This window comes from Cellvibrio zantedeschiae, assembly GCF_014652535.1.
In the GTDB taxonomy this organism is placed as follows: Bacteria; Pseudomonadota; Gammaproteobacteria; order Pseudomonadales; family Cellvibrionaceae; genus Cellvibrio; species Cellvibrio zantedeschiae.
In genome coordinates this window covers 1,049,807-1,064,637 of sequence record NZ_BMYZ01000001.1, presented here as the reverse complement: position 1 = coordinate 1,064,637, position 14,831 = coordinate 1,049,807, and the positions used below count along the sequence as shown (strand labels likewise).

The window sequence follows — 14,831 nt, the reverse complement described above, 5'->3', positions numbered from 1 at the left end:
TCCATTAAGGCTGCGTACCAAAAGAGGAAGACGGTGACGAATTGTTTGAACTTTTTTCAGCAACATTATTAGCCCGCAATTTTTTAGCGCGGCTTTCAAGAATGAGATAAGTAATCGTTGCAACTCCCAAAGGAATTAAGAAATAAATAACACGGTAGCCTATAAGTGCGGCAATAATCGAGCCGTGCGACAATTTGTGTTGTAGCATGGCTACGAACACCGCCTCCAACACCCCTAAGCCTGCAGGAATATGCGCAATAGCGCCCGCCAAACTACTGATCAATAAAGTGCTTAATACCGTAAGATAATCAACTTTCGCTGGTAGCAAAATATAAACAAGCAAAGCCATTAAAGACCAATTAATAGCAGCCAGAGTTGCTTGGGTGAGAGCAAGAGTGAACGCAGGTAAATTAATTTCGTGCTTCCTGAACTTCCATGAGCGCCGCCGCGAAAATTTGCACGCTAACAAATAAGTTGAAGCAATCAACAGCAACACAACGCCAACGAGCTGCAAGCCCGTTTCACCGATTTTCCAATTCTCGGGCAAATCCGGCAATCGCAACGAGAAAATAATTCCCGCAAGCAGCGTGTAACCCAGCCAATTAGTAATCACACTCAGGGAGAAAACTTTGGTGATTGTAGGGGTGTCCAAACCCAACCGGGAATACAAGCGAAACCGCAACGCAAAGCCGCCCACCCAATAACTCAAATTTAAAGTAAAGGCATAGCACACTTGCGCCACACACAATATCTGGCGAATAGGAAGAGAATGTCCGGCGTATTTTCGCCCTAGCACATCATAACTGCCGTACACGTTGTAACTTATTAAAGCGACCAGCAAGCCGAGGAGTAAACTCGTTGGTTTTAAATTTTGCAGGGCTTCTTTGACTTCATGCCAATCAACATGTTTGATCAGCATAAATAAAAAAATGGGAACAAGGATAAAAAAAAACAGTGTTAAAACGCGTTTTGTCCACTTCCAGAGCTTCTCTCGGCTCATGATATTTTCTCGGCGTCGCGCACAGAGTTTTCCCAAGCCGTTTTATCAGCGGTAGATTTTTTCTCCGGCGTTGCTTTTTTCACAGATTTTACGGGTGTTGATGGCGAATCGGGAGAAAGTAATTGCACCTCTGGTGAATGTGTCGGAAACCAGCCAGCAATTTTGGGAAAGCTGCGCAGAAAGTGAAAGCTCAAAAATATCAATGGCAAGCGCCACCAATAACCGTGCTCCGCTATTTTCACATCTATGGGTTTGCAATGGGCTTTAGCTAAACCTTGCAAATGTTTGTAAAGCCGCTGATTAAAAGCCCTATCTTCAATCACCAAATTGGCTTCTAAATTCAACGCAAGACTTAATGGATCCAAATTACTGGAGCCAATCGTAGCCCATTCATCGTCAGCCAAAGCAACTTTGCCGTGCAAAGGTCGCTGGCAGTACTCGTGAATAACAATTCCCTCTTTCAATAAATAGCTATAGAGCAAACGTGTGCACATAGACACCCAGGCCATATCGGGGCGGCCTTGCAAAATCAACGTAACTTCAACGCCTCGGCGTGCAGCTCTGCGTAAAGCACGCAACAAACGATAGCCTGGAAAGAAATAGGCGTTAGCAATTAATAATCTGTGCCGAGCCCCGTGGATAGCGCGCAAATAATGCCGCTCAATATCTCTGGTGTGCCAAACGTTATCGCGTACTGCTAGTAACATTTTACTGTTGCCCGCGAGATCTATTGCAGGGGTTAACTTGGTATCTTCTAAATGTTTTTTCTTACGGGGGGATCCCTGCCTCAATAATTTCAAACAAGCTTCGTGGATATCCAGAACAATAGGCCCACGTACGTGCACGGCATAATCCTGTTTTGCCGTTGGGCCAAAAGAAGCCAGGTGATCTGCTGAATAATTAATTCCACCTACAAATGCATCTTCTGCATCAACCACCACAATTTTCCTGTGCAAACGACGAAACATATTAACGCGCACGCCTAACAAACGTGGCGTTGGATCAAACACATGCAATTTAACGCCAGCATTAAGCATGTCATTAATAAATTCCGTGCTTAAATCGGCAGTGCCGTAATCATCCACAGTCACTTCAACCCGTACACCGCGTTTCGCTGTGCTGATCAGTACCTGTTGTAATTCCTTGCCAATTTTATCTTCGTTTAAAATAAAGGTTTCAAGTAAAACCTCGCGCTTGGCTTTACTAATACATTCAAAGACACGGGGAAAAAATTCTTCGCCATTAATTAATAAATCGATACTGTTTCCTTCACGCCAATGATCACTCATAACCTTATCTCCACTGCCAGAGGAACATGGTCCGATAGATGCGACCAAGGACGTTTGTGCAAAACAACGGGATCATGGGTAGTGGCGTTGCGAACATAAACCCGATCCAGACATAACAAGGGTAAGCGTGCAGGAAAGCTTCGTGCTGGCGAACCAAACTCATTAACAAAAGCTTCTTTCATGCCAAAAGGCGCGAGCATTGAATCTGCTCGCTTTCGCCAATCGTTAAAGTCACCCGCGATAATTACGGGTGCATCTGCGGGCAAACTATCCAATAATTTTCCTAGCAACTCCAATTGTTGACGGCGATGAGATTCACGCAATCCCAAATGCACGCAAATAGCATGAACTTCTTTTTGCCCCGGCACGTAGAGCACCGAATGCAAAAGCCCACGCTGTTCTATAGTTCCCACCGACACATTAATATTCTCGTAACGGATAATAGGAAATTTGGAAAGCAGCGCATTGCCATGATCTCCGTGCGGATAAACTGCGTTGCGCCCGTAGGAAAAATCTGACCACATACTATCTGCCAAAAATTCGTATTGCGGAGCTACCGGCCAATTGGGGTAACGCTCCGGATGTTGCGTGTTAGTACCAAGTACTTCCTGGAGGAAAACCACATCTGTTGACATTTGCCTGACCGCTTCGCGCAATTCAGGCAAAATAAAGCGGCGATTAAACGTAGTAAAACCTTTGTGCGTATTAAGCGTTAAAATACGCAGCGAATGAACAGTTTGTAATTCAGGCCATTCTGCCTTAACACCAGGATTAATAATTGATGTCATCGTGAAATCCTTAATTTGTTCACGTCAAAATTTACTTGGATACGCTCGCTATATTTTTTCAAAAAAACAACTCTCTGTATAAGAGAGTTGTTTTTATTCACACACTTTCCTGCCTCACCATTTATTTAAAAACGGTAAACCCCACCGGCAAACAATCCTTTTACATCGTCCTTATGTCCTGGCTGATCTGACAGGTCTGAATAGTTTTGATATTCAAGGCGCAACGCAAATTGTTCACTTGCATTGAATTTAATACCCGCACCCCAAACCGGTGTATTACCGTGCTCATCTTTAAGTGCTACACCTTCAACAACACCTGAGTTATTTGTGTCATAGCGGGCATAACCTACACGGCCATAGATACCAAAATATTGGCCGATGGGTACATTACCCAACACACTTAAGGTTATTGCATTAGACTCCTGCTTAATTTGTACTGAATTGTCATTAGTATCGAAAATAGTACCAAAACTGGTATAGCCCAATTCAACTCCAAAAGTTTTGTTAAATTCATATCCTATTTCAATTTTTGGACCCTTATCCGTGTCGTCGCAGCTCACAATATTATCGCAATATTTTTTTGCTTCGGTTTTCCCATAATCAATACCAAAGGTAAAACCATGGTCTTCCGCAGCAAAAGTATTTGACGACATACCAATCAAACTTGCTAACAACGTACTTACTAAAATTTTTTGTTTAGTCATGATAACTCCTCCACTTGAAATATTGCGTCAGAATTGATCGCAATTTTTATTCGTCAAAAAGCTAAAGCCTAATGACTGAATCTAATGAGAAAACGAGTTTCCATATAGTTCTGTATTGATTTCAGAATAGTTTGGGGAGGATTAAATGTATGTGCGACAGCGAACTAAGAAAAGCGACGCCATAAAGCAACACTTGATAAAAATTTTGATTTGGTTTTTCTGACAACAAAGAAAATAAATTGTGTTTTTTTACAGTAGAAAGTCGCTTTGAAAAATCGCAGAAATAAACGATTAAGTACTAAGTAAGGCTGCTCATAATATTTTCCCAAGGGGAAATAAAACTTGAAGCATTCCGCTGCGGAGGATTGCGGAGCAAGGCGATGTAAAGGATAGATATACCTGACCCCAGATTATATTTTTGGCCGCGTTTGCATGTTAAAATTTGCCGTTTTGGTATACCCTTGCCGCCCTTATTATTTGCCTGAACATCCAGCTTTATGCGCCGTCAAGATTTCTTCTACGATTTGCCAGATTCGCTGATTGCCCGCGCTCCTACTGCCGAGCGCCGGGGTAGCCGTTTATTACATTTGGATGGACCGACCGGTGCCTTAACACACCGTCAATTTCCCGAATTACTGGACCTTATCAATCCCGGCGACTTAATGGTGTTTAACGATACCCGCGTAATCCCTGCCCGTATTTTTGGTCAAAAAGAGTCCGGTGGTCAGGTTGAGATTCTGGTGGAGCGCGTGCTCGACACGCATCGTGTACTTACCCATACGCGTGCCAGCAAAGCACCCCGCCCAGGCACCTACGTGATTTTAGAAGATGGCACCCGCTTGAAGATGGTTGCCCGCCACGACGCTTTATTTGAATGGCAGTTTGAAACTGAAGAAACCGCGCTTTCGGTGTTGGACCGTATCGGCCATATGCCTCTGCCTCCCTATATAGACCGGGAAGACGCGGCGAGTGATCGTGAGCGATACCAAACTGTTTACGGCAAAAATCAGGGTGCAGTGGCGGCTCCGACTGCCGGGCTTCATTTTGATGAATTAATGTTGGAACAATTGCGTTCCAAAGGTGTACAGATCGCGTTTGTTACCCTGCATGTGGGTGCCGGTACTTTTCAGCCCGTTCGCGCGAATGACATCTCGGAACACCATATGCATTCCGAAGTAATGGATTTATCTGAAGAGGTTGCCGAGCTCGTTCGAAAAACCAAAGCGGCTGGCAACAGAGTTATAGCCGTGGGAACAACCAGCGTGCGCTGCCTAGAGTCAGCCGCTCAGGGTTTCAACAATCCAGAGCACAAAGGCCAGATCCATCCCTACCAGGGTGAAACGGAAATCTTTATTTTCCCAAGCTACCAATTTCAGGTAGTGGATGCCCTCATAACCAACTTCCACTTGCCCGAATCCACCTTATTGATGTTGGTGTCTGCTTTCGCCGGCTATTCACATACCATGAATGCCTACAAAGAAGCAGTTGCCAACCAATACCGTTTTTTCAGTTACGGCGATGCCATGTTTGTGACGAAGAATCCAGATGCGGTAATGGAAACTCCGTAAGCCCCTGTTATATAAGCTCTTACTAAATTTATATCTATTAGAGAAATCCCCTGTGACAACATCCGATAACAGCAATGACTGCCTGATGCAATTTGAACTCGATGCGCCTGTGAACGATCAAGGCGGCCGAGCGCGCCGTGGCCGTATGACCTTTCCGCGCGGAGTCGTTGAAACACCTGCCTTTATGCCCGTGGGAACCTACGGCACGGTAAAAGGCATGACACCGAAAGATATAGAAGACATAGGTGCGCAGATTATTCTCGGCAACACCTTTCATCTTATGCTGCGCCCTGGTACCGAAGTGGTTAAAGCCCACGGTGACCTCCACGACTTTATGCAATGGAAAGGCCCAATCCTCACGGATTCCGGCGGGTTCCAGGTATTTAGCCTGGGCAAAATGCGCAAAATCACCGAGGAAGGTGTAACTTTCAAATCGCCCATCAATGGCAGCAAGGTGCTCCTCGACCCCGAAATCTCCATGCAGGTACAGCGAGACCTCGGCTCAGATATCGTCATGATTTTTGACGAATGCACGCCCTACCCTGCAACCGAGAAGCAAGCACGCGATTCTATGGAGCTCTCCAAGCGCTGGGCGGCGCGGTCGAAGGCTGCGCATCAAGGCAATCCGTCTGCGTTGTTCGGAATTGTGCAAGGCGGCATGTATGAACACCTGCGTACCGAATCTTTAAATGGCCTGACAGAAATTGGTTTTGATGGTTATGCCATTGGCGGTTTATCTGTGGGCGAGCCGAAAGAAGACATGATTCGCATCCTTGACCATTTGCCACCGCAAATGCCGGCCGATAAGCCGCGCTATTTAATGGGCGTGGGCAAGCCCGGTGATTTGGTCGAGGCAGTACGTCGCGGTATAGATATGTTCGACTGCGTTATGCCTACCCGTAACGCGCGCAACTCCCATATTTTTGTAACCGAGGGCGTCCTCAAACTGCGCAACGCCAAGTACCGCAATGACACCAGCCCCTTGGATGCCAACTGTGATTGCTATACCTGCAAAAACTTTAGCCGCAGCTATTTACACCACTTGGACAAATGCAACGAGATGCTGGGTGCTCAACTCAACACCATTCACAACCTGCGTTTCTATCAAAATTTGATGGCCAGAATGCGTAAAGCCCTGAGTGAAGGCACTTTTGCAGCCTTTCTTACAGACTTTTACGGTGCCCAAGGGTTGGAAGTACCAGAAGCGCCCCCACAATAGAACATCAGGCGCCAAAACCCGGCCCTAATCATTGTTGTGGCTGGGTAAATAGGTATAATCCGGCGCTTTCATCTGTCGCCACCCGCCACAGTTTAAATATGAATCGAACCGGCAAGACCACTATAACCGCCGCTCGATGAGTCAACGCCAACAGTAAAAAGCTTCATACATTCGTCACGGGAATTTTTATGTTAAACCGCTACCCGCTTTGGAAATATATCCTGCTTGTCGTTACGACCCTGCTGTCGTTACTTTATGCAGTGCCTAACTTTTATATTCCCGACCCAGCTGTCCAAATATCCGGCAGCTCAAGTGGAACTACCATTGACGCAGCAGTGCTCACTAAAGTTGAAACTGCGCTCAAGGACGCCAAAATCGAATATTTCGGCGCTGAAGCTAATGGTAAGTCGGCTCTCGTTCGCTTATATAAGGATGAAGACCAACCCACCGCTCGCAGACGCATCCAACAAAGCCTGGGCGATGACTATATTGTTGCGCTTAACCGTGCATCTACCACCCCAAAATGGTTGAGCAACCTTGGCGCCGTGCCAATGAAATTAGGTTTGGACCTGGCTGGCGGTGTGCATTTCTTGTTAGAAGTGGATACAGCCTCTGCCGTTGAAAAACGTCAAACCATTACCGCTGACGACTTTAAAGAAAAACTGCGCAAAGAAAAAATTCGTTACACCTCGATTGTTAATACACCTAATAACGTGATTGTTGCGCGTTTTAAAACGGCCGAATTCCGCGATCAAGCTATGGCTGAATTGCGCAAAACTTTACAACAATATTTGTTCACTAAAGTTGATAGCCAAAATGCTGAAGAATTTGTTTTCAATGCAGCATTGAGCGAAGCCGCTGTTAAAGAAATCGAAGACTATGCGATCAGCCAGAACTTACAGACTTTGCGTAACCGCGTAAATGAATTGGGCGTATCTGAACCTATTGTTCAAAAGCAAGGTCGCAACCGCATTATTGTTGAGCTTGCCGGCGTACAAGATCCTGCTGAAGCAAAACGTGTAATCGGTAAAACAGCAAACCTTGAATTCCACATGGAAGCCTTGCCCGACGCAATGATTTCCAGCAAAGAACAATTTAACTGGCGCAATGAAAACGAGCAGCGTCGTCGCGGCGCCGCTTGGTTGGAAAAACAAATCATCGTTACCGGCGACCAGGTTTCTGATGCACGCAGTGGCTATGATCCTGAAACCAGCGGCCAGCAAGTAAACATTACGCTCGACAGCGTGGGCGGCGTAAAAATGAACCATGCAACCAAAAATGCCATTGGTCGCAAAATGGGCATTTTGTTTATCGAATACAAAAACCACACTGAATTTGTGACCAACGAAAAAGGTGAGCAAATTGAGAAAAATACGCAATACATTGAACGTAAAATTATCAGCCTGGCTACAGTGCAATCTGCTTTGGGTTATTCATTCCGTATTACCGGTTTGGATGCACCGGGCGAAGCCTCTGAACTTGCGTTGCTTTTGCGCGCTGGTGCGCTCGCAGCGCCTATGCACTTCGTAGAAGAACGCACTATTGGTCCATCACTCGGTAAAGAAAACATTAAGAAAGGTGTTACATCTTGCTTGTGGGGCTTGGCAGTAGTTTCTCTGTTTATGCTCGCGGTTTATCGCGTGTTTGGTTTATTCGCAAACGTAGCTTTGACCGTTAACCTGTTTATGTTGCTCACCATTTTATCGCTGTTTGGTGCAACGCTTACCTTGCCTGGTATTGCCGGTATCGTTTTAACATTGGGTATCGCAGTAGACGCCAACGTACTGATTTATTCGCGGATTCGCGAAGAACTCAAAAATGGCGTGTCTCCGCAACAAGCTATACATATTGGTTATGAGCGCGCGTTTATCACCATTCTCGATGCTAACGTCACCACCTTTATTATGGGTGTAATTTTGTTTGCGATAGGTACAGGTGCAGTAAAAGGTTTTGCCATCACGCTGTGTATTGGCCTTGTGACCTCCATGTTTACCTCAATCATGATTAGCCGTGCATTGGCTAACTTGTTCTACGGTAAACGCAAAAACTTACAACACGTTTCAGTTTAAGGGGAGCGCACAATAATGGCTTACGAATTAAAAACAATTAACTTTATGGGAATCCGGAAATATACTTCTGGTTTCTCTATTATCCTCACCCTGATTGCCGTATTCTCCATTGGCTTCCACGGCTTTAATTTTGGTTTGGACTTTACCGGTGGATCGCAGCTTGAGTTATTGCTGAATAAACCTGCAGATATTCCAAAAATCCACAAAGTGTTGGAAGAAGAACATCTGCGTAGCCCGGTTGCAATTGTGTTCGGCGAAAGCAACGACATTATGGTTCGCACCAAAGATGAATTAAAAACTAAAGGTCGCGATCTCATTGCTACTGAAATTACCAAACTCGGTAACGGTGCAGAAATTAAAAATGTGGGTAACCCGCCGCGCGATGTTGAAGGTTATGCAGAGACAATCGTGGTTGTGAATGCAACCGAAGCACAATTGTCAGCATCTAACATTTTCACCCCTGAACGTTTCGGCAAAGTGATTTACAACACCGAAAAAGATAACAGTGTTTCTGTTATTGTCGCCAACCCTCTTAGTGCGGTTTACAGCAATTATTTGAAAGCTAAGATTGAAGAAGCTACAGATTCAAAAATTAAAATCCTGAGCAGTGAAACCGTAGGTTCACAGGTTGGTGAGGAGTTAATGAATAATGGTGGCCTCGGTATTATTTGCGCATTCGCGTTGGTATTTTTATACGTTGCCATTCAGTTCCAATGGAAGTTTTCAGTAGGCGCGATTGTTTCATTGGTTCACGTAACACTAGTGACCTTGGGTTGCTTCTCCTTCTTCCAATGGGATTTTGATTTAACTGTACTCGCAGCAATTATTGCGCTGATTGGTTACTCCATTAACGACACCATCGTTATCTTTGACCGTATCCGCGAAAATTTCCGTAAGCTGCGCAAAATAGATCCAATTGAAATCGTGAACATATCCATGACCCAAACCTTGGGTCGTTCGATTATGACGCACGTCACCGTGTTCCTGGTGATGACCGTATTGTTCTTCTTCGGTGGCGAAATTCTGGTAGGTTTCTCCAAGGCCATGATGATCGGCGTAGTATTCGGCACCTACTCTTCTATCTACATTGCCGCAAACGCTACGGTAGCACTGGGTATTGGCAAAGAAGACTTAATGCCCCGCGCCAAAGAAGGTGACGGCAGCGAAGCAGATATGGCTCCGTAATAATTGCCAAGTTTCTCGTCATAAAAAAACAGCGCCTTGCGCTGTTTTTTTGTTTTAGGGGAAGTAGTTTTAGTTAGCGCCGGTTTAATTTTGCAATTGTCATGCGGCTGGTTTATCTTCCTTGCACATAAAACCAAACCATAACATCAGAATCCACTCTCAACCTGTGAAAATCTATGAATAACCCCGACATCCAAATTCGCGCTGATCTATCAGACTGCACTGATATTCACGTACTGCGAGAAACGGTTGCACGCTTCCAACGTATTTTCAGTGGAAGTGGATATGGATTCTGGGAGTGGAATTTGGTAACCCAACGTATCGATTGGTCTGGTGGTTTTTGGGAGCGTATGGGCTATACACCTGAGGACGAGGTGCACATCAATAATGCCAACAATATTTGGATGTACATCCATCCCGATGATCACCAAGCCAGCACGGATAGCATGCACGAACATTTTCGCACAGGGAAACCTTTCAGCAGTTTTTATCGCGTGCGCATGAAAAACGGCGAATATATTTGGACACAGGTTCGCGCGGATTCTATTCGCGATGAACAAGGCCGCGTCATCATTATGTCGGGCGTAAGTTTTGACGTAACTGCATTGAAACAGGCAGAAGAGGCCTTGCGCGAATCTGAAGCACGCCAGGAGCGCATCATCCAATCATCCAACGACGGAATTTGGGAATGGTACGCCCAAAAAGGCGGCTTCCACTTTTCCAGTCGCTGTTGGGAATTAATTGGCTTTGATGCCAATGACGATGAAATTACCCAGGGCGAAGATAAAATAGTGGTATGGCGTAAACATATTCACCCACAAGACCTGGCCAAGTTCGACCAAGCGCTTGCAGATCATTTGGCAGGCAAAGGTCCGTTTGATCTTGAGTACCGTTTAATCGGTAAAGACAAAGCACTGCATTGGGTACGCGGACGAGGTCGCGCAAGTTTTAATGCAGAGGGCAAACCTGTTCGCATGTCCGGCGCCAATATGGACATGACACAAATTAAACTCGCAGAAGAAAAAGTTATTCAAGCAAAAGTCGCTGCAGAAAAAGCGAATCAGGCTAAATCAGAATTTCTTTCAAGCATGAGTCACGAGTTACGCACACCCTTGAATGCAATTTTGGGTTACGCGCAATTATTTGAATACGATTTAAATTTAACCCAACAACAAATGACCAACATGCGCGAAATTCGCAAAGCGGGCGATCACTTGTTGCAGTTGATTAATGACGTACTCGATCTCGCAAAAATTGAATCGGGAAAAATGACCGTATCGCTCGAACCCGTGCTAGTTTCGCGCATCATCAACGAAGCTTTCACATTAGTGCAACCGCAAGCAGATGCTCGCGGAATACGCCTTTATTCCACCACCCAGAGTTTCGATGGCCATTACGTTGTTGCCGATAACGTACGCTACAAACAAGCGCTGATCAACCTACTTAGCAATGCCATTAAGTACAACAACATGGGTGGAGAAGTTGAAGTCAAATTGCAGCTGCTCGACAGCAAAACCTTGCGGTTGTGCGTACGCGACAACGGTAAAGGCATACCCGCGAATCGCCAGGCAGAGGTTTTCCAACCATTCAATCGTCTCAATGCAGAATTCAGCAAAATTGAAGGTTCAGGCGTAGGTTTGGTAATCACCAAGCAATTGGTAGAGATGATGAACGGCCGCCTGGACTTTCAAAGCAGCGAAGGTGTAGGCACCGAATTCTGGATTGATTTACCGCTCGCCAGCGAATGGAACCAACAACAAACTGAAATTATTAAATCTGTAGATTACGCACCAACGCAACTTGCATTCGCAAACCACAAACATGTTTTGTATATTGAAGACAACCCTACCAACATACGTTTGATGCAACAATTTTTTGAGCGCCATAGCTGTTTAAGTTTGGATGTAGCAGAAGAACCGTTTATCGGGATTTACAAAGCTCGCAGCAGTCAGCCTGATTTAATTATTCTTGATATTAATTTACCGGGAATGGATGGTTTTGAAGCGCTAACCGTTTTAAAAAATGATTCTATGACAAAACATATTCCAGTGGTGGGCTTATCGGCAAACGCCATGCCCTATGATATTGAACGCGGAATTAAATCAGGATTTTTTGAATATCTCACCAAACCGGTTGATATGAATCGGTTGATTGAGACTTTGAACAGGATTTTTTTGGGGTGATAATTACAAATATGAATCAAAAAAAACGAGGCTTTGTGCCTCGTTTTTTTTGTGTAGCTATTTGAAAAAACTTATTTCAAATAACCCAAGTTTTTCTGAACAATCTGCAATACAGGTTTAAACACTTTCGGTGAACCGCAAACAATATGGCCAGACTCTAAATAATCTGCACCGCCATTAAAATCACTCACCAAACCGCCAGCTTCAGTCACCAACAAAATACCTGCTGCAATATCCCACTGGTTTAAATTCATTTCCCAGAAGGCATCAAAGCGGCCAGCAGCCACATAAGCTAAATCCAATGCAGCAGAACCGCAACGGCGAATACCAGAAGTTTCACCAGCAATTTCTTTTACAGTTTCCAAATAAGGGCCAATGTGTTCCAAGGCATAACCGCTGAACGGAATGCCGGTGCCAATCAATGCGCCTTCAAAACCACGTCTTGGAGAAACGCGAATACGGCGATCATTCAACATGGCGCCACGGCCACGGCTCGCGGTAAATTCTTCGCGCTTGATAGGATCAATAACAACGGCGTGCTCAAGCTGTCCTTTGTATTTGCATGCGATGGAAATAGAGAAATGCGGCAAACCGTGGATGAAGTTGGTTGTGCCATCAAGCGGATCAATAATCCACTCGTAATCGGAGTTTTTGCCTTCCTGGAATCCACCCTCTTCGCCACGGAAACTGTGGTCTGGGTAGGCCTTACGGAGATGATAAATAATTTCTTTTTCAGCGGCCTTGTCGACTTCGGTCACGTAGTCGTTGCGGCTCTTTGCTTCAACCGGGATTAAATCAACACGTTCGAATGCACGTTCAATCAATTCAGCTGCTTTGCGGCCTGCGCGCAAGGCAATAGTTAACATGGGTTCCATAGAGCACCAGATAAGAGGGAGTGGATTGTGAAAGAGCGTGGCCGCAGGCTGCACATTGAAGAGCGCCTCTCGCCGAGGGCGCGCAGTATAACACCTCACCCCGCTTTGCTCTAGGGAACCTCTAAAAATTACCTGCGTTGACTGCACGGCGTCAAAATCACACTCAAAATGCTCATTTATTGAATATAAACTCCGCTCTTTCGTGTGTTTTTTCCTTGCGCTGTCTGCCTCGCAAACATTTTTAAAGCTTCCCTTCGTTTTTTACTCGGACTCGCCCAAACGCCAAAATTGCCAGCGCGATGATCAACAAATTCACCACAAACACTTGGTGATAGCCATAAACATCCGCCACCACGGCCACCAACAAACTGCTGATTAGATTACCCATATGCGAGGTATTGGTATAGAGCGCCGATGCTGCACCCGAACGCCCCGGCATCAAATCCTGAATCACTGATACCCCTAAGCCAGCCAAAATACCTATAAACATGGCGTTAAATATCTGCAACGCGAAGAATTGCCAAAGCGCGCTGGCGAAATATACGCCCATGTAAAGAACCAAGGCCGCCAAGCCTGCTAGCTTCACCAGGTTCATGATATTCACACGCGCCGCATAATGCCCGGCTAACAACATGAACGGAATCTCCAGCCCCGCGCAGGTGCCCATGATCCAACCGACATATTCAGTACCTATTCCCAAACCGTCCTTCAAATGCAGCGGCAAGCTGATGAGATAAGCATTATTGGCGCCCCACATGAGCGAAAAGCCGATAACGCTTAGAAGCAAAGCGCGCTTTTGCCCTGTAGTCAGGGGCAAGACATCTGCCTTCTCAATATGGTCCAGGTGATGGGGATGGGAATCCAAATGTGGCAAGAGCCTTAAGGTCATCACCCCGATAAAGACAAACATCCCCGCCGCAATCAGGTACATGGTGGTAAAGCCGAAATAGCTTGCCAGCAAGAAGCCTGCTGGCGGCCCGGCAACCCAGGCAATAGCAATTTGTGCACGCACTATGGCGTTAAACAGGGGAACGCGTTCAGCCGGAACATTGCGCTCGGCGTAATCCAGGCTGTAAGCCAGCATTTGGGAGAAAGACACCAGCGCCAAGCTCAATAGCAGAATCACCACACTCGCCACAATCCAGTAATTGCGCGAATAAGCGAGCAAAGCACACACCACTGCCCCAACCAAACAGAAACCAGCAATAAGCGGGCGGCGATCAGATAACTTATCCGACCATCCACCAATCACCTGGTTGTACAACATACTGGTCAATGCAATACCCGCAAAAGGCACACCTACCAGAAACGGACGAACGCCAATTTCTTTAGCCAGAAACAAGCTGAGCGTCGGCAAGACTAGGGCGCAGACAACACCGGCGAGCAGGAATAAGGTGTAGATACCAAGCGCAAGGGGGCGAAATAGTGGAGACACGGGATCAACCAGGAAATGAAACGAGTAGAACTAAAGGAGTTGCGCTAGAATAGCCGAAATTTATTTTTTCCAACATCGACTCGGGCGGGTTTTACTTTTCCCAACACTCCCGGAGCGATTAGCTTGAGTCTTATCATGCAATCCATCAGCATCCAAATCCAGCCAGAATTTTTAGCCGATTTTGATCGCACCGCGTTTTTAACGCAGGTGCGCGCGGTAGGCCGCGCACCTGAAATCGATGAGTTTAGCGAGAAAGGCAAAACTTACCTAACCTACACTTTTTTTACCGAATTCCCAAAAAAGCTCTGGCAGGATTTACAAGCAGCACTTTATTCGCACGTTGAATATGCAAAAACAATTTCACCCATTTCCATTGCCGCTTATGAAGATGAAACACTGCCACAAGGTTATTTGATTTTGCATCACTTTGATCCAGCGGAAAAAGTTAGTCAGATTTAATTTATTACTTAAACATACTGCACCGCATTAAAAATGGGAGTCGTCATCCTCGCGTAG

Annotated in this window: 12 protein-coding genes; 6 read left to right on the top strand and 6 right to left on the bottom strand. The window is 45.7% G+C overall.

Annotated elements, in window-relative coordinates; translation table 11 throughout:
• Window positions 1–4: 4 nt before the first annotated feature.
• The 4 genes from IE104_RS04710 to IE104_RS04695 form a co-directional block, all read right to left on the bottom strand.
• Window positions 5–1,000, bottom strand: coding sequence for a lysylphosphatidylglycerol synthase domain-containing protein (locus tag IE104_RS04710; RefSeq protein WP_189416380.1), 996 nt, complete (start codon window positions 998–1,000; stop codon window positions 5–7).
• On the bottom strand, window positions 997–2,289 hold the full coding sequence (gene clsB / locus IE104_RS04705) for a cardiolipin synthase ClsB (protein ID WP_189416379.1): 1,293 nt from the start codon (window positions 2,287–2,289) through the stop codon (window positions 997–999). Before clsB ends, IE104_RS04710 begins: the two co-directional genes overlap by 4 nt.
• Window positions 2,286–3,077, bottom strand: a complete 792-nt coding sequence (locus IE104_RS04700) for an endonuclease/exonuclease/phosphatase family protein (RefSeq protein WP_189416378.1) — start codon at window positions 3,075–3,077, stop codon at window positions 2,286–2,288. Before IE104_RS04700 ends, clsB begins: the two co-directional genes overlap by 4 nt.
• A 125-nt stretch (window positions 3,078–3,202) precedes the next feature.
• Entirely contained in the window at window positions 3,203–3,781 is a 579-nt protein-coding gene (locus IE104_RS04695) for an outer membrane beta-barrel protein (protein ID WP_189416377.1), read from the bottom strand.
• Between the two features lie 497 nt (window positions 3,782–4,278).
• Here IE104_RS04695 and queA point away from each other — a divergent pair, with 497 nt between their 5' ends.
• The 5 genes from queA (at window position 4,279) to IE104_RS04670 (ending at window position 12,005) form a co-directional block, all read left to right on the top strand.
• Window positions 4,279–5,349 carry a tRNA preQ1(34) S-adenosylmethionine ribosyltransferase-isomerase QueA gene (gene queA / locus IE104_RS04690; protein WP_189416376.1) on the top strand — a complete coding sequence of 357 codons (1,071 nt, stop codon included), beginning with the start codon at window positions 4,279–4,281 and terminating at the stop codon, window positions 5,347–5,349.
• 85 nt (window positions 5,350–5,434) lie between these two features.
• Window positions 5,435–6,568, top strand: a complete 1,134-nt coding sequence (tgt, locus tag IE104_RS04685) for a tRNA guanosine(34) transglycosylase Tgt (protein WP_189418282.1) — start codon at window positions 5,435–5,437, stop codon at window positions 6,566–6,568.
• Between the two features lie 188 nt (window positions 6,569–6,756).
• Window positions 6,757–8,637 carry a protein translocase subunit SecD gene (gene secD / locus IE104_RS04680; RefSeq protein ID WP_189416375.1) on the top strand — a complete coding sequence of 627 codons (1,881 nt, stop codon included), beginning with the start codon at window positions 6,757–6,759 and terminating at the stop codon, window positions 8,635–8,637.
• A 15-nt stretch (window positions 8,638–8,652) separates the two neighbouring features.
• Window positions 8,653–9,822, top strand: a complete 1,170-nt coding sequence (secF, locus tag IE104_RS04675; protein WP_229837610.1) for a protein translocase subunit SecF — start codon at window positions 8,653–8,655, stop codon at window positions 9,820–9,822.
• A 176-nt stretch (window positions 9,823–9,998) separates the two neighbouring features.
• The gene (locus IE104_RS04670; RefSeq protein WP_189416374.1) at window positions 9,999–12,005 is read left to right on the top strand and encodes a hybrid sensor histidine kinase/response regulator; all 2,007 of its coding nucleotides are present in this window, start codon (window positions 9,999–10,001) and stop codon (window positions 12,003–12,005) included.
• 71 nt (window positions 12,006–12,076) lie between these two features.
• Here the strand turns inward: IE104_RS04670 and IE104_RS04665 are convergent, their stop codons facing one another.
• Together IE104_RS04665 and IE104_RS04660 are read right to left on the bottom strand one after the other, a co-directional pair.
• Window positions 12,077–12,880, bottom strand: coding sequence for an inositol monophosphatase family protein (locus IE104_RS04665; protein WP_189416373.1), 804 nt, complete (start codon window positions 12,878–12,880; stop codon window positions 12,077–12,079).
• 241 nt (window positions 12,881–13,121) lie between these two features.
• Window positions 13,122–14,315 (bottom strand): sugar efflux transporter, encoded by a 1,194-nt coding sequence (locus IE104_RS04660; protein ID WP_189416372.1) that lies wholly within the window; start codon window positions 14,313–14,315, stop codon window positions 13,122–13,124.
• Between the two features lie 135 nt (window positions 14,316–14,450).
• Here IE104_RS04660 and IE104_RS04655 point away from each other — a divergent pair, with 135 nt between their 5' ends.
• Window positions 14,451–14,774, top strand: a complete 324-nt coding sequence (locus tag IE104_RS04655) for a hypothetical protein (RefSeq protein ID WP_189416371.1) — start codon at window positions 14,451–14,453, stop codon at window positions 14,772–14,774.
• The last annotated feature ends 57 nt before the right edge of the window (window positions 14,775–14,831 follow it).

Coding starts and splice junctions, on each gene's coding strand:
- IE104_RS04710 (WP_189416380.1), bottom strand. CDS start 1,000: ATGAGCCGAGAGAAGCTCTGGAAGTGGACAAAACGCGTTTTAACACTG.
- clsB (WP_189416379.1), bottom strand. CDS start 2,289: ATGAGTGATCATTGGCGTGAAGGAAACAGTATCGATTTATTAATTAAT.
- IE104_RS04700 (WP_189416378.1), bottom strand. CDS start 3,077: ATGACATCAATTATTAATCCTGGTGTTAAGGCAGAATGGCCTGAATTA.
- IE104_RS04695 (WP_189416377.1), bottom strand. CDS start 3,781: ATGACTAAACAAAAAATTTTAGTAAGTACGTTGTTAGCAAGTTTGATT.
- queA (WP_189416376.1), top strand. CDS start 4,279: ATGCGCCGTCAAGATTTCTTCTACGATTTGCCAGATTCGCTGATTGCC.
- tgt (WP_189418282.1), top strand. CDS start 5,435: ATGCAATTTGAACTCGATGCGCCTGTGAACGATCAAGGCGGCCGAGCG.
- secD (WP_189416375.1), top strand. CDS start 6,757: ATGTTAAACCGCTACCCGCTTTGGAAATATATCCTGCTTGTCGTTACG.
- secF (WP_229837610.1), top strand. CDS start 8,653: ATGGCTTACGAATTAAAAACAATTAACTTTATGGGAATCCGGAAATAT.
- IE104_RS04670 (WP_189416374.1), top strand. CDS start 9,999: ATGAATAACCCCGACATCCAAATTCGCGCTGATCTATCAGACTGCACT.
- IE104_RS04665 (WP_189416373.1), bottom strand. CDS start 12,880: ATGGAACCCATGTTAACTATTGCCTTGCGCGCAGGCCGCAAAGCAGCT.
- IE104_RS04655 (WP_189416371.1), top strand. CDS start 14,451: ATGCAATCCATCAGCATCCAAATCCAGCCAGAATTTTTAGCCGATTTT.